The organism is Streptomyces sp. NPDC018029, assembly GCF_044327655.1.
Classification (GTDB): domain Bacteria; phylum Actinomycetota; class Actinomycetes; order Streptomycetales; family Streptomycetaceae; genus Streptomyces.
In genome coordinates this window covers 135643-157467 of the sequence record NZ_JBIRFV010000017.1, presented here as the reverse complement: position 1 = coordinate 157467, position 21825 = coordinate 135643, and the positions used below count along the sequence as shown (strand labels likewise).

At 69.9% G+C, this 21825-nt stretch carries 19 protein-coding genes, 1 rRNA gene and 1 riboswitch; of the genes, 15 read left to right on the top strand and 5 right to left on the bottom strand.

From position 1 onward, the window contains the following. From rrf to ACH4D5_RS37190, 11 genes are all read left to right on the top strand, one after another. Positions 1-88 (top strand): 5S ribosomal RNA (rrf, locus tag ACH4D5_RS37240); the annotation flags it as partial. A 159-nt stretch (positions 89-247) separates the two neighbouring features. Further along, the gene (locus ACH4D5_RS37235) at positions 248-856 is read left to right on the top strand and encodes a CDP-alcohol phosphatidyltransferase family protein (RefSeq protein ID WP_398312127.1); all 609 of its coding nucleotides are present in this window, start codon (positions 248-250) and stop codon (positions 854-856) included. Between the two features lie 113 nt (positions 857-969). Further along, positions 970-3465, top strand: coding sequence for a mannose-1-phosphate guanyltransferase (locus ACH4D5_RS37230; protein WP_362995197.1), 2496 nt, complete (start codon positions 970-972; stop codon positions 3463-3465). Between the two features lie 88 nt (positions 3466-3553). Next, positions 3554-4453: a DUF881 domain-containing protein gene (locus ACH4D5_RS37225; protein ID WP_398312124.1), complete on the top strand. Its 900-nt coding sequence runs from the start codon at positions 3554-3556 to the stop codon at positions 4451-4453. Further along, entirely contained in the window at positions 4450-4782 is a 333-nt protein-coding gene (locus tag ACH4D5_RS37220; RefSeq protein ID WP_003988855.1) for a small basic family protein, read from the top strand. Before ACH4D5_RS37225 ends, ACH4D5_RS37220 begins: the two co-directional genes overlap by 4 nt. Before the next feature lie 5 nt (positions 4783-4787). After that, positions 4788-5618, top strand: coding sequence for a DUF881 domain-containing protein (locus ACH4D5_RS37215; RefSeq protein WP_398312121.1), 831 nt, complete (start codon positions 4788-4790; stop codon positions 5616-5618). Positions 5619-5700: 82 nt separating this feature from the next. Continuing rightward, positions 5701-6669: an FHA domain-containing protein gene (locus ACH4D5_RS37210; protein ID WP_398312136.1), complete on the top strand. Its 969-nt coding sequence runs from the start codon at positions 5701-5703 to the stop codon at positions 6667-6669. 43 nt (positions 6670-6712) lie between these two features. Beyond that, positions 6713-7456, top strand: coding sequence for a MerR family transcriptional regulator (locus ACH4D5_RS37205; RefSeq protein ID WP_398312118.1), 744 nt, complete (start codon positions 6713-6715; stop codon positions 7454-7456). A gap of 74 nt (positions 7457-7530) precedes the next feature. After that, complete coding sequence (locus ACH4D5_RS37200; protein WP_063795355.1) at positions 7531-8004, top strand: bifunctional nuclease family protein; 474 nt, start codon at positions 7531-7533, stop codon at positions 8002-8004. Positions 8005-8173: 169 nt separating this feature from the next. Beyond that, positions 8174-8791, top strand: coding sequence for a MerR family transcriptional regulator (locus ACH4D5_RS37195; RefSeq protein WP_398312115.1), 618 nt, complete (start codon positions 8174-8176; stop codon positions 8789-8791). A gap of 37 nt (positions 8792-8828) precedes the next feature. Then, the gene (locus ACH4D5_RS37190; RefSeq protein WP_398312112.1) at positions 8829-10298 is read left to right on the top strand and encodes a DNA polymerase IV; all 1470 of its coding nucleotides are present in this window, start codon (positions 8829-8831) and stop codon (positions 10296-10298) included. A gap of 34 nt (positions 10299-10332) precedes the next feature. Here ACH4D5_RS37190 and ACH4D5_RS37185 read toward each other — a convergent pair whose 3' ends face one another. Then, positions 10333-10716: a PRC-barrel domain-containing protein gene (locus tag ACH4D5_RS37185; RefSeq protein WP_398312109.1), complete on the bottom strand. Its 384-nt coding sequence runs from the start codon at positions 10714-10716 to the stop codon at positions 10333-10335. Between the two features lie 144 nt (positions 10717-10860). Beyond that, positions 10861-10959: riboswitch (glycine riboswitch) on the top strand. Between the two features lie 189 nt (positions 10960-11148). Here ACH4D5_RS37185 and gcvP point away from each other — a divergent pair. Next, positions 11149-14037 carry an aminomethyl-transferring glycine dehydrogenase gene (gcvP, locus tag ACH4D5_RS37180; protein ID WP_398312106.1) on the top strand — a complete coding sequence of 963 codons (2889 nt, stop codon included), beginning with the start codon at positions 11149-11151 and terminating at the stop codon, positions 14035-14037. A gap of 144 nt (positions 14038-14181) precedes the next feature. Here the strand turns inward: gcvP and ACH4D5_RS37175 are convergent, their stop codons facing one another. Both ACH4D5_RS37175 and ACH4D5_RS37170 read right to left on the bottom strand, forming a co-directional pair. Further along, entirely contained in the window at positions 14182-14388 is a 207-nt protein-coding gene (locus ACH4D5_RS37175; RefSeq protein ID WP_362995214.1) for a DUF5999 family protein, read from the bottom strand. 306 nt (positions 14389-14694) lie between these two features. After that, complete coding sequence (locus ACH4D5_RS37170) at positions 14695-15279, bottom strand: hypothetical protein (protein WP_362995216.1); 585 nt, start codon at positions 15277-15279, stop codon at positions 14695-14697. Positions 15280-15762: 483 nt separating this feature from the next. On the opposite strand from ACH4D5_RS37170, the gene ACH4D5_RS37165 reads away from it, so the two are divergent. After that, positions 15763-17283: a glutamate--cysteine ligase gene (locus ACH4D5_RS37165; protein WP_398312101.1), complete on the top strand. Its 1521-nt coding sequence runs from the start codon at positions 15763-15765 to the stop codon at positions 17281-17283. A gap of 32 nt (positions 17284-17315) precedes the next feature. Here the strand turns inward: ACH4D5_RS37165 and ACH4D5_RS37160 are convergent, their stop codons facing one another. Further along, the gene (locus ACH4D5_RS37160; RefSeq protein ID WP_398312098.1) at positions 17316-19091 is read right to left on the bottom strand and encodes a substrate-binding and VWA domain-containing protein; all 1776 of its coding nucleotides are present in this window, start codon (positions 19089-19091) and stop codon (positions 17316-17318) included. A gap of 167 nt (positions 19092-19258) precedes the next feature. On the opposite strand from ACH4D5_RS37160, the gene ACH4D5_RS37155 reads away from it, so the two are divergent. Next, entirely contained in the window at positions 19259-20062 is an 804-nt protein-coding gene (locus tag ACH4D5_RS37155; protein WP_398312095.1) for a CPBP family intramembrane glutamic endopeptidase, read from the top strand. 30 nt (positions 20063-20092) lie between these two features. Here ACH4D5_RS37155 and ACH4D5_RS37150 read toward each other — a convergent pair whose 3' ends face one another. Next, on the bottom strand, positions 20093-20947 hold the full coding sequence (locus tag ACH4D5_RS37150) for a PhzF family phenazine biosynthesis protein (RefSeq protein WP_398312092.1): 855 nt from the start codon (positions 20945-20947) through the stop codon (positions 20093-20095). Positions 20948-21135: 188 nt separating this feature from the next. On the opposite strand from ACH4D5_RS37150, the gene ACH4D5_RS37145 reads away from it, so the two are divergent. Further along, positions 21136-21825 carry a HEAT repeat domain-containing protein gene (locus ACH4D5_RS37145; RefSeq protein ID WP_398312089.1) on the top strand — a complete coding sequence of 230 codons (690 nt, stop codon included), beginning with the start codon at positions 21136-21138 and terminating at the stop codon, positions 21823-21825.

The following is a 21825-nucleotide window of genomic DNA, read 5'->3' as shown; positions in this document are numbered from 1 at the left end:
CGGTTACATTCCGAACCCGGAAGCTAAGCCTCATAGCGCCGATGGTACTGCAGGGGGGACCCTGTGGGAGAGTAGGACGCCGCCGAACTCCTTTTATAGCCGTGGCCCCTGGATTGAATTCCAGGGGCCACGGCTTTTTTTGTTTTCCGGATGCCTTGAGCGTCCGGCCACCCCTCCGCACCGACCCGCCGCGACTGAGGGTAAGGTCAGGGGGCATCATTGGCTCTTTCCCACAGGAGGCCCCCGGGTGGAGGTCCAGGAGACTCGCGTCCAGACGGACCGGGTCCTCACCATCCCGAACATCCTCAGCATGGCGCGCCTCGCCGGCGTACCTCTCTTCCTGTGGCTGATCCTCCGGCCCGAGTTCGGCGGGCCCAACAGCGACCACTGGGCGCTGCTGGTCCTGGCGCTCAGCGGCGTCAGCGACTACCTCGACGGCAAGCTCGCACGCCGTTGGAACCAGATCAGCAAGCTCGGCCGACTGCTCGACCCCGCAGCCGATCGGCTCTACATCCTCTCGACGCTGCTCGGCCTGACCTGGCGGGAGATTCTTCCGCTCTGGCTGACCGCGGCGCTGCTGCTCCGCGAGCTGGTCCTGCTGGTCATGGTCGGGATCCTCAGGCGCCACGGCTATCCGCCGCCCCAGGTGAACTTCCTGGGCAAGGCCGCCACCTTCAACCTGATGTACGCCTTTCCCCTACTGCTCCTGAGCGACGCAAGTGGCTGGATCGCCACACCCGCTGCTATTTTCGGATGGGCGTTCGCCGGATGGGGTACAACGCTGTATTGGTGGGCAGGGATCCTATATGTGGTTCAGGTCCGCCGACTTGTCAAGGCGGACAACCCAGCCGATTGAGCTCACTGATTCGGTGGCTGTAGACGCTCCATGGGCCCGCATCCGACATGTGTGGGTCCATTCAGGTGAGCTGGTCGGCTAAATCGTCGTCTATTGAGGAGGACGCTTCCGACATGAAGGCCGTCGTGATGGCCGGCGGTGAGGGCACACGCCTTCGCCCCATGACCTCGAGCATGCCCAAGCCGCTCCTTCCCGTGGCCAACCGGCCGATCATGGAGCATGTGCTTCGGCTGCTGAAGAGGCATGGGCTCACCGAGACCGTAGTGACAGTGCAGTTCCTGGCGTCTCTCGTCAAGAACTACTTCGGCGACGGCGAAGAGCTTGGGATGGAGCTCACCTATGCCAACGAAGAGAAACCGCTCGGTACAGCAGGCAGCGTGAAGAACGCCGAGGAAGCGCTGAAGGACGACGCCTTCCTCGTGATCTCCGGTGACGCTCTGACCGATTTTGACCTCACCGACCTGATCGCCTTCCACAAGGAAAAGGGCGCGCTCGTCACCGTCTGCCTGACACGCGTACCCAATCCGCTGGAATTCGGCATCACCATCGTCGACGAAGAAGGAAAGGTCGAGCGCTTCCTCGAGAAGCCGACCTGGGGGCAGGTCTTCTCCGACACGGTGAACACGGGCATCTACGTCATGGAGCCCGAGGTCTTCGACTACGTCGAGGCCGATGTGCCGGTCGACTGGTCCGGTGATGTCTTCCCGCAGCTCATGAAGGAAGGCAAGCCCGTCTACGGCTACATCGCCGAGGGCTACTGGGAGGACGTCGGCACGCACGAGAGCTACGTCAAGGCGCAGGCCGACGTCCTCGAAGGCAAGGTGGACGTCGAGCTGGACGGCTTCGAGATCTCTCCCGGGGTCTGGGTGGCGGAAGGTGCGGAGGTGCATCCCGACGCCGTCCTGCGCGGACCGTTGTACGTCGGGGACTACGCCAAGATCGAAGCGGACGTCGAAATCCGCGAGCACACCGTCGTGGGCTCCAACGTCGTGGTGAAGAGCGGCGCCTTCCTGCACAAGGCCGTCGTGCACGACAACGTCTACATCGGGCAGCACAGCAACTTGCGGGGCTGCGTCGTCGGAAAGAACACCGACATCATGCGCGCCGCCCGCATCGAGGACGGCGCTGTCATCGGCGACGAGTGCCTCGTCGGCGAAGAATCGATCATCCAGGGCAACGTCAGGGTCTATCCCTTCAAGACCATCGAGGCCGGCGCCTTCGTCAACACCTCGGTCATCTGGGAGTCCCGCGGACAAGCGCACCTCTTCGGGGCGCGTGGCGTCTCCGGAATCCTGAACGTCGAGATCACACCCGAGCTCGCCGTGCGCCTGGCCGGTGCCTACGCGACGACCCTGAAGAAGGGGTCCACCGTCACCACCGCGCGTGACCACTCACGAGGTGCGCGGGCGCTCAAGCGGGCGGTGATCTCGGCGTTGCAGGCCAGCGCTATCGACGTACGAGATCTCGAGAACGTGCCACTGCCCGTCGCGCGGCAGCAGACGGCCAGAGGCAGCGCCGGCGGCATCATGATCCGTACCACGCCCGGGGTGCCGGACTCCGTCGACATCATGTTCTTCGACGAACAGGGCGGGGACCTCTCGCAGGGCAGCCAGCGGAAGCTGGACCGGGTCTACGCGCGCCAGGAGTACCGCCGGGCCTTCCCCGGGGAGATCGGCGACCTGCACTTCCCGTCCAGCGTCTTCGACTCCTACACGGGGTCGCTGCTGCGGAACGTGGACACCACAGGCGTCGCCGAGTCCGGACTCAAGGTCGTCGTCGACGCGTCCAACGGCAGTGCCGGGCTGGTGCTGCCGAGCCTCCTCGGCAAGCTCGGGGTGGACGCGCTGACCATCAACCCGGGCCTCGACGAGTCGCGACCCACGGAGACCGCCGAGTCCCGCAGGGCCGGGCTCGTCCGGCTCGGGGAGATCGTGGCGTCCGCCAGGGCCGCCTTCGGGGTGCGGTTCGACCCGGTCGGCGAGCGGCTTTCGCTCGTCGACGAGAAGGGCCGGATCGTCGAGGACGACCGGGCCCTGCTGGTGATGCTCGACCTGGTGGCCGCCGAGCGGCGCAGCGGGCGGGTGGCGCTGCCGGTGACGACGACGCGCATCGCCGAGCAGGTCGCCGCGTACCACGGGACGCAGGTGGACTGGACGACCACGTCGCCCGACGACCTGACGAGGGTGGGCCGGGCCGACTCGACCATCTTCGGCGGTGACGGGCGGGGCGGGTTCATCGTCCCCGAGTTCAGCGGCGTCTTCGACGGCACTGCCGCGTTCGTGCGGCTCATCGGGCTCGTGGCGCGTACGCAGCTCACCCTGAGCCAGATCGACGCGCGTATCCCGCGCGCCCATGTACTGCGGCGCGACCTCGCGACGCCGTGGGCGGTCAAGGGACTCGTGATGAGGCGCGTGGTGGAGGAGGCCGGCGAGCGGTCCGTGGACACCACTGACGGTGTGCGGGTCGTGGAGACCGACGGACGGTGGGTGCTCGTGCTGCCCGACCCGGCCGAGGCCGTCACCCATCTGTGGGCCGAAGGGCCCGATGACGCGTCCGCCCAGGCGCTGCTCGACGAGTGGTCCGCGGTGGTGGACAGCGCGGGTCGCTGACCTTTCCGAGCGCCGGGCAGCACCCACAACGGGTGCTGCCCGGCGCGTCGGTGGGGCCATTCGGAGGTAGCGCCCCCGACGTGCGACGATGTGCTGCATGCCGCAGCAGCCCCCCGTTCGGAGCACCCCCTCACGCCCCCGGCGCCCGGACGCGTCCATGTCGCTGCTCACCACCGTCATGGACCACAGCCTGGACGAGGGATACGCCGAGGCGGCCGCCCGCAAGCAGGCCAGAGGGAACAGCGGTGTCCCTCGCCCGCTGCGGGCCAAACTCGGGCTCGCGGCCGGGCTCGTGCTCGCCGCGCTGGTCGTCACCGTGGGGGCCGCGCAGGCGCGGATAGAGGCGCCCGTGCTGGCCAAGGAGCGCGAAGAGCTCATCGACCGCGTCGAAGAGGCGACGGCGGGAGCCGACCGGCTCGAGGACGACGTGGACGAACTCCGCGACGACGTCGGCGAGCGGCAGCGGGCCGCGCTGAAGCAGCACGGCGGCAGCCAGGGCGAGTTGCTGGGACTCCTCTCCGGAGCCACGGAAGCCCAGGGGCCCGGCGTCAAGCTCGTCGTGGACGACAAGAAGCAGGCCGACCAGGGCGGCGGCGGGCCGCGCGAGAGCTCCGGATTCTCCGACACCGGACGGGTGCGCGACCGCGACATGCAGCGTGTCGTCAACGGCCTGTGGCAGTCGGGCGCCGAGGCGATCTCGATCAACGACCAGCGGCTCACCGCACTGTCGGCGATCAGAGCCGCGGGTGACGCGATACTGGTCGACAACAGACCGCTGGTGCCGCCGTATACGGTGCTCGCGGTAGGTGACGGGAAACGCTTGAGCACCCGTTTCCAGAACAGCCGTGACGGTCAGTACCTGCATGCTCTGCAGGAGAACTTCGGCATCCGGACCAGCATCTCCGTGTCGGACGAGCTTCGGCTGCCGGCTGCGCCGAGCGTGACCGTACGTACAGCAGAGCCGAAGGCAGGAAAGGGCACATCGTGATCGCCGTACTGGGCCTCGTCGTGGGAGTCGTGGCCGGATTGTTGGTTCGGCCCGAAGTACCGGCGGTGGTCGAGCCGTACCTTCCGATCGCCGTGGTCGCGGCTCTCGACGCCGTGTTCGGAGGGCTGCGGGCGATGCTCGACGGCATCTTCGACGACAAGGTGTTCGTGGTGTCGTTCCTGTCGAACGTGGTGGTGGCCGCGCTCATCGTGTTCCTGGGCGACAAGCTCGGCGTCGGCGCCCAGTTGTCCACCGGCGTCGTCGTGGTCCTCGGCATCCGGATCTTCTCCAACGCCGCGGCGATCCGCCGGCACGTCTTCAGGGCGTGACGCCGATGAGTGCCGACGAGAGGCCCGAGTACAACCGGCGCAAGGAACTCCCCGCCGAGGTCCCCAGCGCGCCCGAGACGCCCGCGCCCGCCGAGCCCGTAGGGAAGCCGCAGCTCACCGGCCGTCAGCGGCTGGTGAAGGGCCTGTGGCCGCCGCGGGTGACCAGGCCCCAACTCATCGTCGCCCTGCTGCTGTTCGTGCTCGGCCTCGGCCTGGCCATCCAGGTGCGGTCCAACAACGACAGCAGCGCGCTGCGCGGCGCGAGGCAAGAAGATCTCGTACGCATCCTCGATGAACTGGATGACCGTACCGAGCGTCTGGAAGAAGAGAAGCGCCGCCTCGAGGAACAGCGGACCGGACTGGAGAACAGTTCGGACCAGGCCGAGGAGGCGCGCAAGCAGACGGTCGAGCGGGAGCGGCAACTCGGCATCCTGGCAGGCACGGTGGCGGCCCAGGGGCCCGGCATCACGCTGACCATCGAGGACAGGAAAGGGGCGATCGAGGCGGACATGCTGCTCGACGCCATTCAGGAGCTGCGCGCCGCGGGCGCCGAGGCGATCCAGATCAATGACGTACGCGTCGTGGCGAACACCTATCTGTCGGACGCCGGCGGCGGGGGAGTACGGGTGGACGGCCGCAAGGTCGGCGAACCGTACCTCTTCAAGGTGATCGGCAAGCCGCAGGATCTCGAACCTGCGCTGAACATCCCGGGAGGCGTGGTGCAGACTCTGGAGAAGGAGCAGGCCACGGTCACCGTGGAACGCTCGGAGAAGATCGTCGTGGACGCCTTGCGACCTGCGAAGCAGCCTGACTACGCTCGGTCGTCCTCCCAGTGAGGGGCGGACGCATGAGGGTCGTCGGGCGGGGGCATGAGGTTGCGGGGGGTCGGCGCACCGGAAGCGTGGTGCGTGGTGGAAACTGTTTGGTGGCCACGGACGTTGTGAGGATGTCTGGCTCACCGATGAATGCCGGTGTGTGCAATCAGGGTTCGTCCTGCCCCACGGGCGGGTCTGTTTCGGTCAAGGGGAATCGCCCGTGAAGTTGTTTGCGAAGTTGTTCGGCAAGAGCGCACGTCAGGACAGTGGCAATCCGGCCACTGCCCGGCACCGTGCTCCGCGCCATGGAGATGCCGAGGAGCAGGGCGCGGGGCGCCCGATGTTCCGCGATCAGGTCGCTGGTCCAGGCGGTGACATTTCGGGCGGACAGGGCGCGTCGTCTGTTGACCCTGCCGGTCCCGGACGCATAGGTTTCGGAGAACCTTCAACCTCAAGTGCGGGTGGAGGGTACACCTCCGACCCGTACGCATCGAATGCCCCTGCGGGGCAGCCACGGCAGGAGGACCCGTCCATGGCGCTGGTGTGTACGAGGTGCGGTAACCGAAACGCCGAGGCGAGCCGGTTCTGCTCCAACTGCGGTGCGCCGCTGCGGGCCGGTGCCGCACCGGAGCGCGCGTCGGAGACGACCTCGACGATCTCCATCTCGGGCCTTGAGGCCTACGACGCCGAGGCGACGGGCACGAACCCGTCTCCCGCGCTCTCTCCGGAGGCGCAGGCGGCCGTCGACGCTCTGCCGCTCGGCTCGGCGCTCCTCGTGGTGCGCCGCGGTCCGAACTCGGGCAGTCGTTTCCTGCTCGACGGCGAGCTGACCACGGCGGGGCGTCACCCGCAGAGCGACATCTTCCTGGACGACGTGACGGTGTCGCGTCGCCACGTGGAGTTCCGTCGCCTCGGGGACGGTTCCTTCACCGTCGCCGACGTGGGCAGCCTCAACGGCACGTACGTCAATCGGGAGCGGATCGACTCGGTCTCGCTGTCGAACGGCGACGAGGTGCAGATCGGCAAGTACCGACTGGTCTTCTACGCGAGCCAGCGGGCCGTCGGCATCTGACCCTCCCCCAGACGCCGTCCGGGGGGATCCCCAGGGAAGGTCCATGCTTCAAACACCGAGGGGCGGTGCCGGGAACGGCACCGCCGCCGCGGACCGCCGGCTGATGAGCATCGGCACCGTGCTGAACGAACTGCGTGCCGAATTTCCCGAGGTCACGATCTCCAAGATCCGGTTTCTGGAGTCCGAGGGGCTCATCGAGCCCCAGCGCACCCCTTCCGGATACCGGAAGTTCAGCCCGGAGGACGTCGAGCGGCTCGGTCACGTCCTGCGGATGCAGCGGGACCACTATCTGCCGCTCAGGGTCATCCGTGAGCACCTCGACGCGCTGGAGCGCGGTGAGAGGCCCCCGATGCCGTCCCTGGGGCGTCAGGGGGAGTCCGGCGACGCCCAGGGCCTCGGCGAGGCCGAGGGGCCGACGGCGGCCCGTGTGGGCCGTGCCGAGCTGCTGGCCGCCGCCGAGATCGACGAGGTACAGCTCGCCGAGTGGGAGGCGTACGGCCTCGTCGCACCGTTGCCGGACGGCGGGTACGACGCGGAGGCCGTCACGGTCGCCTCACTCGTGGTCGAACTCGGCCGGTTCGGAATCGAGCCGCGGCACCTGCGGGCCATGAAGGCCGCCGCGGACCGCGAGGCCGGGCTCGTCGACCAGGTGGTCGCTCCGCTGCGGCGGCATCGTAATCCGCAGACCAGGGCCCATGCCGAGGCGCGTGCCAAAGAGCTGGCGAGCCTGACGGGGCGGCTGCATTCGGCGCTCGTGCAGACGGCGCTGGGCATCAGATTGCCCTGACTCGCCCGGTCCCGTCCGGTACTCGACGGGTGCCCGACTACCCAAACCTGCCAGCCACGTCCTAGGGTTGCTGTGTGAACGAGCTCGACGTCGTAGGTGTCCGGGTCGAAATGCCCTCCAACCAGCCGATCGTGCTCCTGCGTGAAGTGGGAGGCGACCGGTACCTCCCCATCTGGATCGGACCAGGTGAGGCGACCGCCATCGCCTTCGCGCAGCAGGGCATGGCACCCGCACGGCCGCTGACCCACGACCTGTTCAAGGACGTGCTGGAAGCGGTGGGCCAGGAGCTCTCCGAAGTGCGCATCACGGACCTGCGGGAAGGGGTCTTCTACGCGGAGCTGGTCTTCGCCAGCGGTGTCGAGGTGAGCGCGCGTCCGTCCGACGCCATAGCGCTTGCCCTGCGCACCGGGACGCCCATCTTCGGAAGCGACGGCGTCCTGGACGACGCCGGCATCGCCATCCCGGACGAGCAGGAGGACGAGGTGGAGAAGTTCCGCGAGTTCCTCGACCAGATCTCGCCCGAGGACTTCGGCACCAACAGCCAGTGAGCCGCTTCCGGCGGCCCGCGTCGGACCATTCGGCTAGCCTTTCCCCGCGACGAGGCACGGGAAACCACTCTCAGGGTGATTATCACTCGGCGTGCCGAGTGTGGCGATCGTTGACGAGCCCCTGGCGACTGCCTACCGTCGAGAAGGCAGGTCAAGGAGGGAGGTCGGCGTGAGAAGCAGCGGCGACGGTACGGCGATGGGCGGTCCGTACCCGCTCCACGGCGGCGCGGCCGGTCACTCTCCGAATCGACCGATGGCGGTCCAGGGGAGCGGGGACACGACGTCCGAGCATTCCGAACAGGTCGGCTACCGCGGTCCCACCGCGTGCGCGGCCGCGGGCATCACCTACCGGCAACTCGACTACTGGGCCCGTACGGGCCTGGTCGAGCCCAGCGTGCGGGCCGCGGGCGGTTCGGGTACGCAGCGGCTCTACAGCTTCCGCGACGTCGTCGTCCTGAAGATCGTGAAGCGGTTCCTCGACACCGGGGTCTCACTGCAGAACATCCGCACGACGGTGCAGCATCTGCGGGAGCGCGGGTTCCGCGACCTGGAGCGGATGACGCTGATGAGCGACGGCGCCACGGTCTATGAGTGCACGTCCTCCAGCGAGGTCCACGAGCTGCTCCAGGGCGGGCAGGGGGTCTTCGGGATCGCCGTGGGGGTCGTCTGGCGGGACGTCGAGGCCGCGCTGTCCCAGCTGCACGGCGAGCGCATCGACACCGGGGAGACGCTCATCGGGCACAATCCGGCCGACGAGCTGGCCAGACGGCGCAACAAGGCGGTCTGAGGCCGCGTTGTCAGTGGCGTAAGGCAGCATCGGAGATGTGAGAAGCGCCCCGACGATCCTGCATCTGGACATGGATGCCTTCTACGCGTCCGCGGAGCAGGCCGCGAAGCCCAGCCTGCGGGGCAAAGCCGTGATCGTGGGCGGGCTCGGGCCGCGGGGTGTCGTGGCGACCGCTTCCTATGAAGCGCGGCGGTTCGGAGTGCACTCGGCGATGCCCATGGGGCAGGCGCGCAGACTGGCGCCGAACGCCGCGTATCTCGTGCCGCGCTTCGGGCTGTACCGCGAGATCAGCGAGCAGGTGATGGGCCTCCTGCGGGAGCTGTCGCCGCTGGTGGAGCCGCTCAGCCTGGACGAGGCCTTCGTGGACCTGGAGGCCGGCGGCGTCGCCGACGACGCGGAATCGGCCCGGGCCGTGGGGGAGCGGCTGCGGGCGGACATCAGGGCGGTGACGGGGCTCGCCGGGTCGGTGGGGCTCGCCGTCTCCAAGATGCTGGCGAAGATCGCCTCGGAAGAGGCCAAGCCGAACGGTCTCGTGCTGATCACCCCGGGGACGGAGCGCGCCCTGCTGGGGCCGATGTCCGTGCGGACGTTGCCCGGGGTGGGGCCTGCTACGGGCGACCATTTGCGGCGGGCCGGGATCACGACGGTCGAGGAGCTCGCGGAGGCCGGTGAGGACGAGCTCGTACGACTGCTGGGGAAGGCCCACGGCGGCTCGCTGTACGCGATGGCGCTCGCGCACGACGAGCGGCCCGTGGTGGCCGAGCGGGACACGAAATCGGTCAGCGTCGAGGACACGTACGACGTGGACATCCACGACCGGGTGCGGGTCAGGACGGAGGTCGGGCGGCTCGCGGAGCGGTGTGTGCAGCGGCTGCGGGCGGCCGGGCACTCGGGGCGGACCATCGTGCTCAAGGTGCGGCGGTTCGACTTCTCGACGCTGACGCGGTCCGAGACGCTGCGCGGGCCCACGGACGACCCGGGAGTGGTCCGGGAGGCCGCCGCGCGGCTCCTTGAGTCCGTGGACACCACGGGAGGGGTGCGGCTGCTCGGCGTGGGCGTCACGGGGCTCGCGGACTACACGCAGGAGGATCTCTTCGCGCAGGCCCAGGCGGCCGAGGCGGCCCTGGCCGGTGCCGAAGGGGCGGCGGCGGAGGAAGCCGGCGGGACAGCGGCCGCGGAGGTGGCCGCGGGCGATCCGGAGCGGGAGCGGGCCGAGGAGCCGGTGGTGCCTGCCGAGCGGCGGTGGGCGGCCGGACACGACGTGCGGCATGCCGAGTACGGGCACGGCTGGGTGCAGGGGAGCGGTCTCGGCCGGGTGACGGTGCGCTTCGAGACGCCGGACTCGCCACCGGGGCGGGTGCGGACGTTCCGGACGGACGACCCGGACCTGGCGCCCGCGGAGCCGCTGCCGCTGGTCAGAGCGGTGCAGCGGGGCGAGAGGGTGGCTGAAGCGGGGCTCGAAGGAGCGTCGGGGGCAGCTCGGGTGGCGGTGGAGGGCCCGGGGTGAGGCCGGGTGCCGGGTCGGGCCGCGGGCCAGTGGGTCAGGGGGCCTCTGTGCCGGCGATGCGGCCGAAGTCCTGGTCGGGCGGGGGCGGTGGGGCGCCCGGTGGCGTCGTGTCGAGGCCGTAGTGGTGGTAGAGCTGGAGCTCCTGCTCGGGGGAGAGGTGGCGGCCCACCCCGAAGTCCGGGGCGTCCTTGATCAGGGCGCGGTCGAAGGGAATGTGCAGGGTGCCGTCCTCGGCCAGCTCGCTCGGCTCCAGCGGGACGAAGGCGTCGCGGCTGAACAGGCCGGTGCGTATGGCGGCCCACTCCGGGGCGCCCGTGGCGTCGTCGAGGTAGACCTCGTCGATCGTGCCGATCTTGGTCCCGTTCCGGTCGAACGCCTTGCGGCCGATCAGGTTGCGCGGATCGATATCGGTCTGCACGGGCCCTCCAGCTGGTCGCGGCTCGTCGAAAACGGGCGTAACTCATCTTTAATCATTCGTAGTCACTACGAAAGAGCACTTCGGGGCAGGTGGCCACTCGAGGGAACGGCCGGGGTCCTCGCTGGTAGGCTGGCGCTTGGCTGCTGACCCCGTGCGGGAGAGCTCTCCGGGACGTGATCCCGGAGGCGCCGAAGGAGCAAATCCTCCCCGGAATCTCTCAGGCACCCGTACCGCACGGACGAGGTCACTCTGGAAAGCAGGGCGGGCGTCGGGCGGGCACGTTCGGAACCCTTCCTCACCGACGGTGAAAGCAGATCTGTCGAAACGGACCGGTCTGTGAAGCTCTCAGGTTGAGATGACAGAGGGGGAGGCCGTCCGGGTACCCGCGCCGTGGTACCCCTCGCAGGTCGTGCAGACCAGGAGGCCTCCGCAATGACTGCCACCCATCGCACCCCGCTCTCGGAGCTTGAGCAGGGCATCCCCTTCGAGCAGCGGCACATAGGGCCCGATGCGGAAGCGCGGGCGAAGATGCTCGCCCAGGTCGGGTACGGCTCGCTCGACGAGCTGACGGCCGCCGCGGTGCCGGATGTGATCAAGAACGCCGAAGCGCTGAAGCTGCCCGGCGCGCGCTCCGAGGCCGAGGTGCTGGCCGAGCTGCGCTCCCTCGCCGACCGGAACCAGGTCCTCGACTCCATGATCGGACTCGGGTACTACGGCACCTTCACGCCGCCGGTCATCCTGCGGAACGTGATGGAGAACCCGGCCTGGTACACGGCCTACACGCCGTACCAGCCCGAGATCTCCCAGGGCCGCCTCGAGGCGCTGCTCAACTTCCAGACCATGGTCGCCGAGCTGACCGGCCTGCCCACCTCCGGAGCCTCGCTGCTCGACGAGGGCACCGCCGCCGCCGAGGCCATGGCCCTCTCGCGTCGCATGGGCAAGGTCAAGGACGGCGTGTTCGTCGTCGACGCCGACGCCCTGCCGCAGACCATCGCCGTCATCCAGACCCGCGCCGAGCCCACCGGTGTCGAGGTCGTCGTCACCGACCTGAGCGACGGCCTGCCCGCCGAGGTCGCCGAGCGCGGCGTCGTCGGCGTACTCGTCCAGTACCCGGGCGCCTCGGGTGCCGTCCGCGACATCAAGCCGCTCATCGACCAGGCGCACGAGCTCGGCGCCGTCGTCACCGTCGCCGCCGACCTGCTCGCCCTGACGCTGCTCACCTCGCCCGGCGAGCTCGGCGCCGACATTGCCGTCGGCACGACGCAGCGCTTCGGTGTGCCGATGGGCTTCGGCGGGCCGCACGCCGGTTACATGGCGGTCCGCGAGAAGTTCGCGCGCAGCCTGCCCGGGCGGCTCGTCGGCGTCTCCGTCGACGCCGACGGCAACAAGGCCTACCGCCTCGCGCTGCAGACCCGTGAGCAGCACATCCGCCGCGAGAAGGCCACCAGCAACATCTGTACCGCTCAGGTGCTGCTCGCCGTCATGGCCGGAATGTACGCCGTGTACCACGGGCCCGACGGCCTGAAGGCGATCGCGCGGCGCACCCACCGCTACGCGACGCTGCTCGCCGCCGGCCTCACCAGGGGCGGCTACGAAGTCGTCCACGGCGCCTACTTCGACACGCTCACGGTGCGGGCGCCCGGCAAGGCCGAGCAGCTGGTGGCCGCCGCCCGCGAGGCCGGCGTCAACATCCACCTCGTCGACGCCGACCACGTCTCCCTGTCCTGCGACGAGACGACCACGCGCCGGCAGCTCAGCGCGGTGTGGGGCGCCTTCGGCGTCGACGCCGACGTCGAGGCGCTCGACGCCGCCGTCGCGGACACGCTGCCCGAGGGCCTGCTGCGCGGCGACGACTACCTGACTCACCCGGTCTTCCACCAGTACCGCTCCGAGACGTCGATGCTGCGCTACCTGCGCAAGCTCGCCGACCGCGACTACGCGCTCGACCGCGGCATGATCCCGCTGGGCTCCTGCACCATGAAGCTCAACGCGACCACCGAGATGGAGCCCGTCACCTGGCCCGAGTTCGGCCAGCTGCACCCCTTCGCGCCCGCCCAGCAGGCCCAGGGCTACCTCACGCTCATCCGTGAGCTGGAGGAGCGGCTCGCCGAGGTGACCGGGTACGACAAGGTCTCCCTGCAGCCCAACGCCGGTTCGCAGGGCGAGCTCGCCGGACTGCTCGCGGTCCGCGGCTACCACCGGGCCAACGGCGACGAGCAGCGCACCGTCTGCCTCATCCCGTCCTCCGCCCACGGCACGAACGCCGCGAGCGCCGTCATGGCCGGCATGAAGGTCGTCGTCGTGAAGACCGCCGACGACGGCGAGGTCGACATAGCGGACCTGCGCGCCAAGATCGAGAAGCACCGCGACGAGCTGGCCGTACTGATGATCACGTACCCCTCGACGCACGGCGTCTTCGAGGAGCACGTAACCGACATCTGCGCGGAGGTGCACGAGGCCGGCGGTCAGGTGTACGTCGACGGGGCCAACCTCAACGCCCTGGTGGGGCTCGCCAAGCCGGGCCACTTCGGCGGCGACGTCTCGCACCTGAACCTGCACAAGACCTTCTGCATCCCGCACGGCGGCGGCGGTCCCGGCGTGGGTCCGGTCGGGGTGCGCGAGCACCTCGCGCCGTACCTGCCCAACCACCCGCTGCAGCCCGCGGCCGGCCCCGAGACCGGCGTCGGTCCGATCTCCGCGGCGCCGTGGGGCTCCGCCGGAATCCTGCCGATCTCCTGGTCGTACGTGCGCCTCATGGGCGGCGAGGGCCTCAAGCGCGCCACCCAGGTCGCGGTGCTCTCCGCCAACTACATCGCCAAGCGCCTCGAGCCGCACTACCCGGTGCTCTACACCGGTCCGGCCGGCCTGGTCGCGCACGAGTGCATCGTGGACCTGCGGCCGCTCAGCAAGGCGACCGGGGTCAGCGTCGACGACATCGCGAAGCGGCTCATCGACTACGGCTTCCACGCGCCCACCATGTCGTTCCCGGTCGCGGGAACCCTGATGATCGAGCCGACCGAGAGCGAGGACCTGGCCGAGATCGACCGGTTCTGCGAGGCGATGATCGCCATCCGCCGGGAGATCGAGAAGGTCGGCTCGGGCGAGTGGACCGCCGACGACAACCCGCTGCGGAACGCCCCGCACACCGCCGCCGCGCTGAGCGGTGACTGGGAGCACGGCTACAGCCGCGAGGAGGCCGTCTTCCCGGCCGGCGTCGTCGCCGCGGACAAGTACTGGCCGCCGGTGCGCCGTATCGACCAGGCGTACGGCGACCGGAACCTGGTCTGCTCCTGCCCGCCGCTGGATGCGTACGAGGACTGATATACGCGCCCCAGTGGGGCGGGCATGCGGTGGGGCCGGTTCGGAGAGTTCTCTCCGGGCCGGCCCCGCTTCTGTTCGGTGGTGCGGTGGTGCGCTGCTGCGGACTTGCGGTGTGGTGCGGTCGCGCGGATGTGCCGTCGGTGCTCAGGCGGCTGTCATGACCTGGTCGGTGCCCAGCGGTCGGTGCGGGGCAATGATCTGGCCGTCCGGCAGCAGCTCACCGGTGTCCTCGAAGAGCAGGACGCCGTTGCACAGCAGGCTCCAGCCCTGCTCCGGGTGGCTCGCCATGAGGAGCGCGGCTTCCCGGTCGGCTGAGTCGGCTGTCGGGCACGCGGGTTGGTGCTGGCACATGGAAGGGTTCTTTCGCTGCGATGAGATGGCTGTGACGTCGGTCCTGTGGCTCGATGCGGTGTTCATAACCGCCCCCCGTTTGTAGTCGGTCCGATCCCAGTGTTGCCCTCCGGGCGTCAATCCGCAGGGATTTTGCCGCAGCGGCTCCTACTGCTTAATGACGTATCACCCGGCCGGACGGTTCAGTCCAACTTCCCCGTCTCTTCGGGTGGTTCGGGGTGGCCTGACCGGGCTAGTCCACCTGGGTGGGCAGCGCTGTGCCCCGCGGCCGGGGGCGGCGGGGCACAGGAAGCGGAAGAGGTGCTGTCAGGCGGGTGAGCTCAGCAGCGGTGCCGGTGTCAGACGGTGGTTGAGCATCGGCAGCAGCTCGGCGACGCGGTGCGGGCGGTGGGCCGCGATGCCGGGCGGGGCGGGCGCCAGCGGCACCAGCAGGTCGGTGGCGGCGAGGGGGCCCTCGGCGCCGTCGTCCGTGCAGTCCCGGTGCAGCCAGAGCGTGAGCATATAGAGCTCGGGCACGGAGAGCAGCCGCGGCTGGCAGGGCATCGGCATGGCCTCGGCGTGCCGCAGGGCCCGTTCGGTGGAGGCGATGTACGGCCCTTCGAAGAAGTGCGAGAACGCCCAGCCGTCCGGAGTCAGCATCGTGTCGGCCGCGGCGACGGCGCGCTCGCCGCAGCGGATGAGGAAGCGCCAGCCGGCGAGCCGGGTGGGCGAGGTGCCCTCGGGCGTGATGCGGTCCAACACGTGGACGGGCAGAGGGAGTTCGGGGCTCGCCGGTCCCTGTGCGGTACGCAGGGACGGCGTGCGGGCCTCGCGTACGGCTGTGGGGGAACCGAGTGCCGCGAGGACGCTGCGCAGGGCGGGCGCTGGAGCCGGGGGGACATGCAGCGGCATGGTGGGTCGCCTCTCTCATTCGACAGGCACAGTGGAGCGGGGGCAGGTGCGTGACGGCGCTGTCAGCTCTGGGCCAGAGGGGCGGGGGCCGGTGCCGCGAGCGCCAACTCTCTGCCTAGATTGCGCAGTTTATACGAGACGTGTTCGAGCAGTGTTTCATCTAGGCGCTCCGTATATTGCGGGCAAGGCCTTAATGAGCCGTCCTTGTGAGGCCTTTCTCCCGATTTCGCAGGGGGATCGACCCGCATGACCTCGGATTTCTCCGAAAACGCGGTCGGCCGATTTCTGCCGGTGCTTTTGACCAGGCGCATCGGAAGGGAATCTTCACCGTGCCGCATGCCTGGTGAATGTGCCGGACCCCTGCTGTGCCGAGCGTACCGGCCGGTGGCCCCGCCCGGGGCGTTATCGATCACATTGCCTGGGCATCATCCCTCGTACACAGCGGCCGGACCCATGGCTGCCCGATCGAGGAGGGACGCTTCGATGGGGGAGAAGGTCGTGGCGGGCACGTTCGACCTGGCCGACCGGAACGACTTCCGAGGCAAGCTCCGAGAGTGCCTGGCGGGGCTGGAGCGTTTGTTGGAGGAACAGCGATTCGATCGGCCCAAGAATCTGATGGGCATGGAGATCGAACTGAATCTCGCCGGGCCCGACGGGCTGCCGAGGATGTTGAATGCGCAGGTTCTTGAGCGCATCGCGAGCCGGGATTTCCAGACGGAACTCGGAATGTTCAATCTGGAAGTGAACATTGCCCCGCACCGGCTCGGCGGACGCGTTCTCGACCGGCTCGCCGAAGAGCTGCGCACCGGCCTCAACTACGCCCACAGGAAAGCGAACGAGCTCGACGCCGGCATTGTCATGATCGGTATTCTGCCGACGCTGGACCGCGCCGACCTGGTATCGGCAAACCTCTCGGACGTCGACCGCTACGCCCTCCTGAACGATCAGATCGTGGCGGCGCGCGGTGAGCACTTCACCCTCGACATCCAGGGTGTGGAGCGGCTGACCTGTACCTCCGCGTCGATCGCGCCCGAAGCGGCGTGCACCTCCGTGCAGTTGCACCTACAGGTCACGCCCGGCCGGTTCGCCGATGTGTGGAACGCGGCGCAGGCGATCGCCGCGGCCCAGGTCGCCGTCGGCGCCAACGCGCCGTTCCTGTTCGGCCGTGAACTGTGGCGCGAGTCCCGGCCGCCGCTGTTCCTGCAGTCCACCGACACACGGTCGCCCGAGCTGCAGGTCCAGGGCGTGCGGCCGCGCACCTGGTTCGGTGAGCGGTGGATCACCGGGCCGCTGGAGCTCTTCGAGGAGAACCTGCGGTACTTCCCCGCGCTGCTGCCTCTGATGGAGGAGGAGGACCCGCTGGGCGTCCTCGACGCGGGCGGTGTGCCGCGCCTCGGCGAACTCGTCCTGCACAACGGCACCGTGTACCGCTGGAACCGCCCGGTGTACGGCATCGCCGACGGCGTCCCGCACCTGCGGGTGGAGAACCGGGTGCTGCCCGCGGGCCCCACCATCACCGACGTCATCGCCAACGCCGCCTTCTACTACGGGCTCGTGCGGGCGCTCGCCGAGGAGGCGCGGCCCGTGTGGTCCCGGCTGCCCTTCGAGGCCGCGGCCCACAACTTCGACGTCGCGTGCCGCCACGGCATCGACGCCACGCTGCAGTGGCCGCGGCGCGGCAGGCTCGGCGGACTCGTCGAGGTGGCGGCCGTCCGGCTCGTACGCGAGGAGTTGCTGCCGCTCGCGGCCGCGGGGCTCGACGCGTGGGGCGTGGAGGCCGCCGACCGGGATCTGTACCTCGGGGTGATCGAGGAGCGGTGCCGGCGGCGGGTCAACGGCGCGTCGTGGCAGGCGACGACGTATCACAAGGCCCTGGAGAGCGGGCTGGCCAGAGAGGAGGCGCTGGCCGCGACCACCAAGCGGTACTGCCGGCTGATGCATGAGGGTGAGCCGGTGCACACGTGGCCCGTGGGGCTGAGGGAACCGGCGGTACCGCTGAGCTGACCGGGCCGCCGGACCGGCAGGGGCACGGGGTGTCAGCCCCGGTTGCTGCCCGCCTCCATGATCGCCTTGAGGATGACCGCGTGGATCTGCGTCGGGTCGTCCACCTGGTGGCCGGAGCCGCCGGTCGCCGCGGCGATCTGCTGGACCTCGTCCTTGTCCGCGTCCGGGCCGACGGCGATGGCGATGATCGGCACCGGCCGCCCGGGATCGGCGAGTTCCTCGAGGCGGGCGATGAGGGAGCTGCGCGAGATGCTGCCCGGGTCCTGGTTGGCGCCGTCCGTCAGGATCACGAGGGCGTTGAACTTGTCGCGCGCGTACGTCGACCGGGCTTCCTTGTAGGCGGCGAGCGTCGTGTCGTACAGACCGGTGGCACCGCCCGGCACGGGCTGCAGGGCGGAAAAGGCCGCGGACAGCTTGTCGCGGTGGGTGACGCTGCCCTCGCGCTCGCCCAGGCGCCGGGTCGGCTGCAGTGCGCGGTAGTCACGGCTGCCGTCGAGGCGGGTGGCGAACTCCCACAGGCCGATCTCGTCCTCGTCGGTGAAGCCCGCGAGGGCCCGCAGGAGCGCGGCCTTGGTGACCTCCATGCGGGACTGGCCGCGGCCGGGGACGAGCTGCCGCATGGACTCCGAGGCGTCGACGACCGTGCTCAGGCGGGCGCTCTGCACCGTGATCGTCCACATGCCCAGGGTCTCCTGGAGCTGTTTGTCCGAGGGCGGATCCGTGGCCTCGTCCGCGTAGGGCTGCGGGGTGCGGCCGCCGGCGGCGGCGACCAGCTTGTCCGACGGCCGGCCGGGGTCGGTCCGGAAGCCGTGCTCGGTCAGGGTCCGGCGACCGTCGTCGTCACTGAACATCGTCATGAAGCGCAGGGCGGCACGGCTCGTGTCGGTGGACATGCGGTCGTCCTCGACAAGCGTGTACGGGTAGTCGAGCCGGGGCGAACCGTCCTCTGGGTAGAACAGGTCGAGGCTGTTCTCCTCGCCCGCCGAGGCGTTGTGCGCGTACGCGGCCTGCTCGGAGAGGATCAGCGCCTGGTTGCGGCGCGGGTTTCCCTGCTCGGCTCCCGAGTCGTCGCGGGCCAAGGTGTCCAGCAGTTGGCCGTCGCTGTCGGTCGTGCGGGTCGACAGGGCTTTCGCCATGGCGGCGGCCCGGGTGTCGCCTTCCTCGCCGCCGTGCTTCTTCGCGGAGGCGCCCAGCTTGGCGAGGGCGAGCAGGCCGGTCGCGCTGCGTGCGGGGTCGGCGGCGCCGAGGCGCAGCTTGTCGCCCTTCATGGCGGCCGCCGTCAACCGCGGCCAGTCGTACGTCTTCTCGGGCCAGCCCAGCGATGCGGCGGCGGACGGGATCATGCCGATGGCGACGGGGGAGGAGGCTATGTTGCCCGCGGGCGCGATCTTGGTCTGTTTGGCACCCAGGCCGACGCGCTGCACCCACACGTCGGAGTCGGGCACCCACACGTCGTACTCCGGATCGCCCTTGCCCGCGCGGAGTTCGGCCGCGACCTGGTACGAGTCGCGTGCGGTGACCCGCACGTCGATGCAGTGCCCGTCCGAGGTGATCTCCTTCTCGCGGGCGAGGTCGGCGGCCTCGCGCAGGGCGGGGGTCACATCGGGTGCGGCGACGACATCGAGGCGTACCGCGTCGTCGCCGCAGGCGCCGCCGAAGGAGAGCAGTCCGCCGCGGACCGCCGCCGCCGCGCCGCCCGCGACCACGAGGACGAGCGCCGTGGCGATGGCGACCGCGCGGCCGCGCGCACGCGGCCGGGGGTCGGCCGCTGCCGTCCCGCGCTCATCGGGCAAGCTGTGACGTCCCATGGCGGTGGTGCCCCTCCTTGAACGATGTGGCAAGGAAAGAGGGGGCTGTACGCCCACAACCGGCGTCCGTCCCCCTCGGCCTGTCGCGCACGGTCTTCGTAACTTCTTTCGAGACCCTAGCGGGACGAAGATGGGGATGAGGCGGGATTACTCAACTGGAGGCGGAAGTGCAAGCGGAGCCGGGGCCGATGGCCGGTTCTATTCCGGCGGACGGACCTTCGCGGCGGATCCTGCGGGACGAGACGCTGCTCGTCCTGGCCGTCTCGCTCGGGGCCAGCGGTGTGTCCGCGCTGATCAGCTTCGTGGGCTCGGTCACCAGACCGGGCGGCCTGAAGGACCAGGCGGCCACGATGAACGCGTCGGCGGCGCCTGGCCGGCCGTGGCTCGATCTCGCGTGGCAACTGTTCGGCATCACGACCGCGTTGGTGCCGGTCGCGCTGGTCGCGCACTTCCTGCTGCGGGAGAAGGCGGCGCTGCGGACGATCGGTTTCGACCGGACGAGGCCCTGGCCGGACCTGGGGCGCGGCGCCGCGATCGCCGCGGTGATCGGCAGCACCGGGATCGCCTTCTACCTCGCGGCCCGCGGGCTCGGCTTCAACCTCACCGTCGTCCCCGAGGCGTTGCCGGACGTGTGGTGGAAGTACCCCGTCCTCGTCCTGTCCGCGGTGCAGAACGCGGTCCTCGAGGAAGTCATCATCGTCGGCTACCTGCTGCGCAGGCTCGGCCAATTGGGGTGGACGCCGATGGCCGCGCTGATGGGCAGTTCGGTGCTGCGGGGCTCGTACCACCTGTACCAGGGCATCGGCGGCTTCCTCGGGAACCTCGCGATGGGGGTGGTCTTCGTGCTGCTCTACCGCAGGTGGGGCCGGGTCGGGCCGCTGGTCGTGGCCCACTCGCTGCTCGACATCGGCGCGTTCGTCGGCTACGCGCTGCTGGCGGGGAAGGTGGGGTGGCTGCCCACGCCTTCGTAGGCAGCACCTGGTGTCGGCGTAGGGGCGGCGTCAGGCGAAGAGGTCGCCCTCGATGACCGTGACCGCGTGGCCGGTCAGGAGGGTGCGCTCGCCGCGGAGCCGGGTACGGACCAGGCCGCTGCGGGCCGAGGCCTGAAGCCCGGTCAGTTCGGTGCGGCCGAGCCGCTCGGACCAGAAGGGGGCGAGGGCGGTGTGGGCGCTGCCCGTCACCGGGTCCTCGTCGATGCCGACGCGCGGGAAGAAGCCGCGGGAGACGAAGTCGTAGCCGCCGGAGGGGTCCGCGGCCCGGGCGGTGGCGATGATGCCGCGCTCGGAGTGGCGGACGAGGGCCTTGTGGTCGGGGGTGAGCGACCTGACCGTCTTCTCGTCGGCGAGCTCGACCAGCAGGTCGCCGACGTTCCGGCCCGTGTCGTACGCGGCGAGCGGCTCGGCGCCCAGCGCCTCGGTGATGCCGTCGGGAAGCTCGGTCGCGGTGAGCGGGGCGGTCGGGAAGTCGAGGGTGAGCGAGCCGTCCTCGTGCGCGGTCGAGGTGAGGACGCCGCTGCGGGTGGCGAAGCGGACGGTGCCGGAGGCCACACCTGTGGTGTGCAGGACGTGGGCCGTGGCCAAAGTGGCATGGCCGCAGAGGTCGACTTCGGTGGCGGGTGTGAACCAGCGGAGCGCCCAGTCGGCGTCGCCGCCCGCGGGCAGCGGGTGGGCGAAGGCGGTCTCGGCGTGGTTGACCTCCCTGGCCACGTGCTGCAGCCAGGTGTCGTCGGGGAAGGCGTCGAGGAGCAGGACGCCGGCCGGGTTGCCGGCGAAGGGGCGGTCGGTGAAGGCATCGACCACGCGGATGCGGTGGGGGGTGTGGGAGTGGGCGCGGGATGCGGTGTCGGAAGTAGCCATGGGCATCACGGTAGAGGGCAGCGGAGTGTCGCCGGTAAGGCCAATCCGGGGTGGCTGGCCTGGTTTTGAGGAGTGATTGGCCTTAGGGGGGGTGGGGTGTGGGCCAGCCCTGGCAGCCCACCCCAGCTGGGTTCGTTTGACCTTGACACGGTGACAAGGCCTTCACTTCTGCTGAGGAGGTGGTCCCCATGACCATGTCGGAAGAGGGCACGAAGCCGAAGGGTGACACGGACACGGCACGAGCTGTCCGGGGACTGGAGAACGGCAACCCGTCGGTGCGGCTGCAGGCGGCGCTGGCGGTCGGCACGGCTCCGGACCCCCGGTTCGTCGACCGGCTCGTCGAGCGGTGCGCGATCGAGCCCGAGTTCTACGTGCGGGAAATGCTCACGTGGGCGCTCACCCGCCAGCCGGCAGGAGTAACGGTCCCTCGGCTCGTCGATGAGCTGCGTACAGAGGGCGCGCAGGCGCGAAGTCAGGCGCTGCACACGCTGTCCAAGATCGCGGACCGGCAGGCGTGGCCGGCGATCACCCGGGCCCTGCTGGCCGACGCCGACGACGAGGTGGCGCGGAGCGCCTGGCGGGCGGCGGTCGTGCTCGTACCCGAGGGGGAAGAGGCGGAGCTGGCCGGCGTATTGGCGACGCAGCTCGGGCGCGGCGGGCGTGAGACGCAGTTGAGCCTCAGCCGGGCGCTGATCGCGCTCGGCGAGGTGATCGTGCCGGTCCTGCGCGCCGCGGCGACGGATGCCGACCCGCGCGTACGTCGGCACGCGATCGCCACGGAGCGGTTGCTGCGCGACCCGGAGGCCGGATTGGAGTTCGCGATCGAGGAGGCCAAGCGCGTCGTGGTCCTCGGCGCGGGTGGTCAGGAGGAGTCTTAG

Bases quoted from the DNA above. Each gene is read 5' to 3' on its own strand.
- ACH4D5_RS37230 (WP_362995197.1), top strand. From the start codon at position 970: ATGAAGGCCGTCGTGATGGCCGGCGGTGAGGGCACACGCCTTCGCCCC.
- ACH4D5_RS37225 (WP_398312124.1), top strand. From the start codon at position 3,554: ATGTGCTGCATGCCGCAGCAGCCCCCCGTTCGGAGCACCCCCTCACGC.
- ACH4D5_RS37215 (WP_398312121.1), top strand. From the start codon at position 4,788: ATGAGTGCCGACGAGAGGCCCGAGTACAACCGGCGCAAGGAACTCCCC.
- ACH4D5_RS37205 (WP_398312118.1), top strand. From the start codon at position 6,713: ATGCTTCAAACACCGAGGGGCGGTGCCGGGAACGGCACCGCCGCCGCG.
- gcvP (WP_398312106.1), top strand. From the start codon at position 11,149: ATGACTGCCACCCATCGCACCCCGCTCTCGGAGCTTGAGCAGGGCATC.
- ACH4D5_RS37175 (WP_362995214.1), bottom strand. From the start codon at position 14,388: ATGTGCCAGCACCAACCCGCGTGCCCGACAGCCGACTCAGCCGACCGG.
- ACH4D5_RS37170 (WP_362995216.1), bottom strand. From the start codon at position 15,279: ATGCCGCTGCATGTCCCCCCGGCTCCAGCGCCCGCCCTGCGCAGCGTC.
- ACH4D5_RS37165 (WP_398312101.1), top strand. From the start codon at position 15,763: ATGGGGGAGAAGGTCGTGGCGGGCACGTTCGACCTGGCCGACCGGAAC.
- ACH4D5_RS37160 (WP_398312098.1), bottom strand. From the start codon at position 19,091: ATGGGACGTCACAGCTTGCCCGATGAGCGCGGGACGGCAGCGGCCGAC.
- ACH4D5_RS37150 (WP_398312092.1), bottom strand. From the start codon at position 20,947: ATGGCTACTTCCGACACCGCATCCCGCGCCCACTCCCACACCCCCCAC.
- ACH4D5_RS37145 (WP_398312089.1), top strand. From the start codon at position 21,136: ATGACCATGTCGGAAGAGGGCACGAAGCCGAAGGGTGACACGGACACG.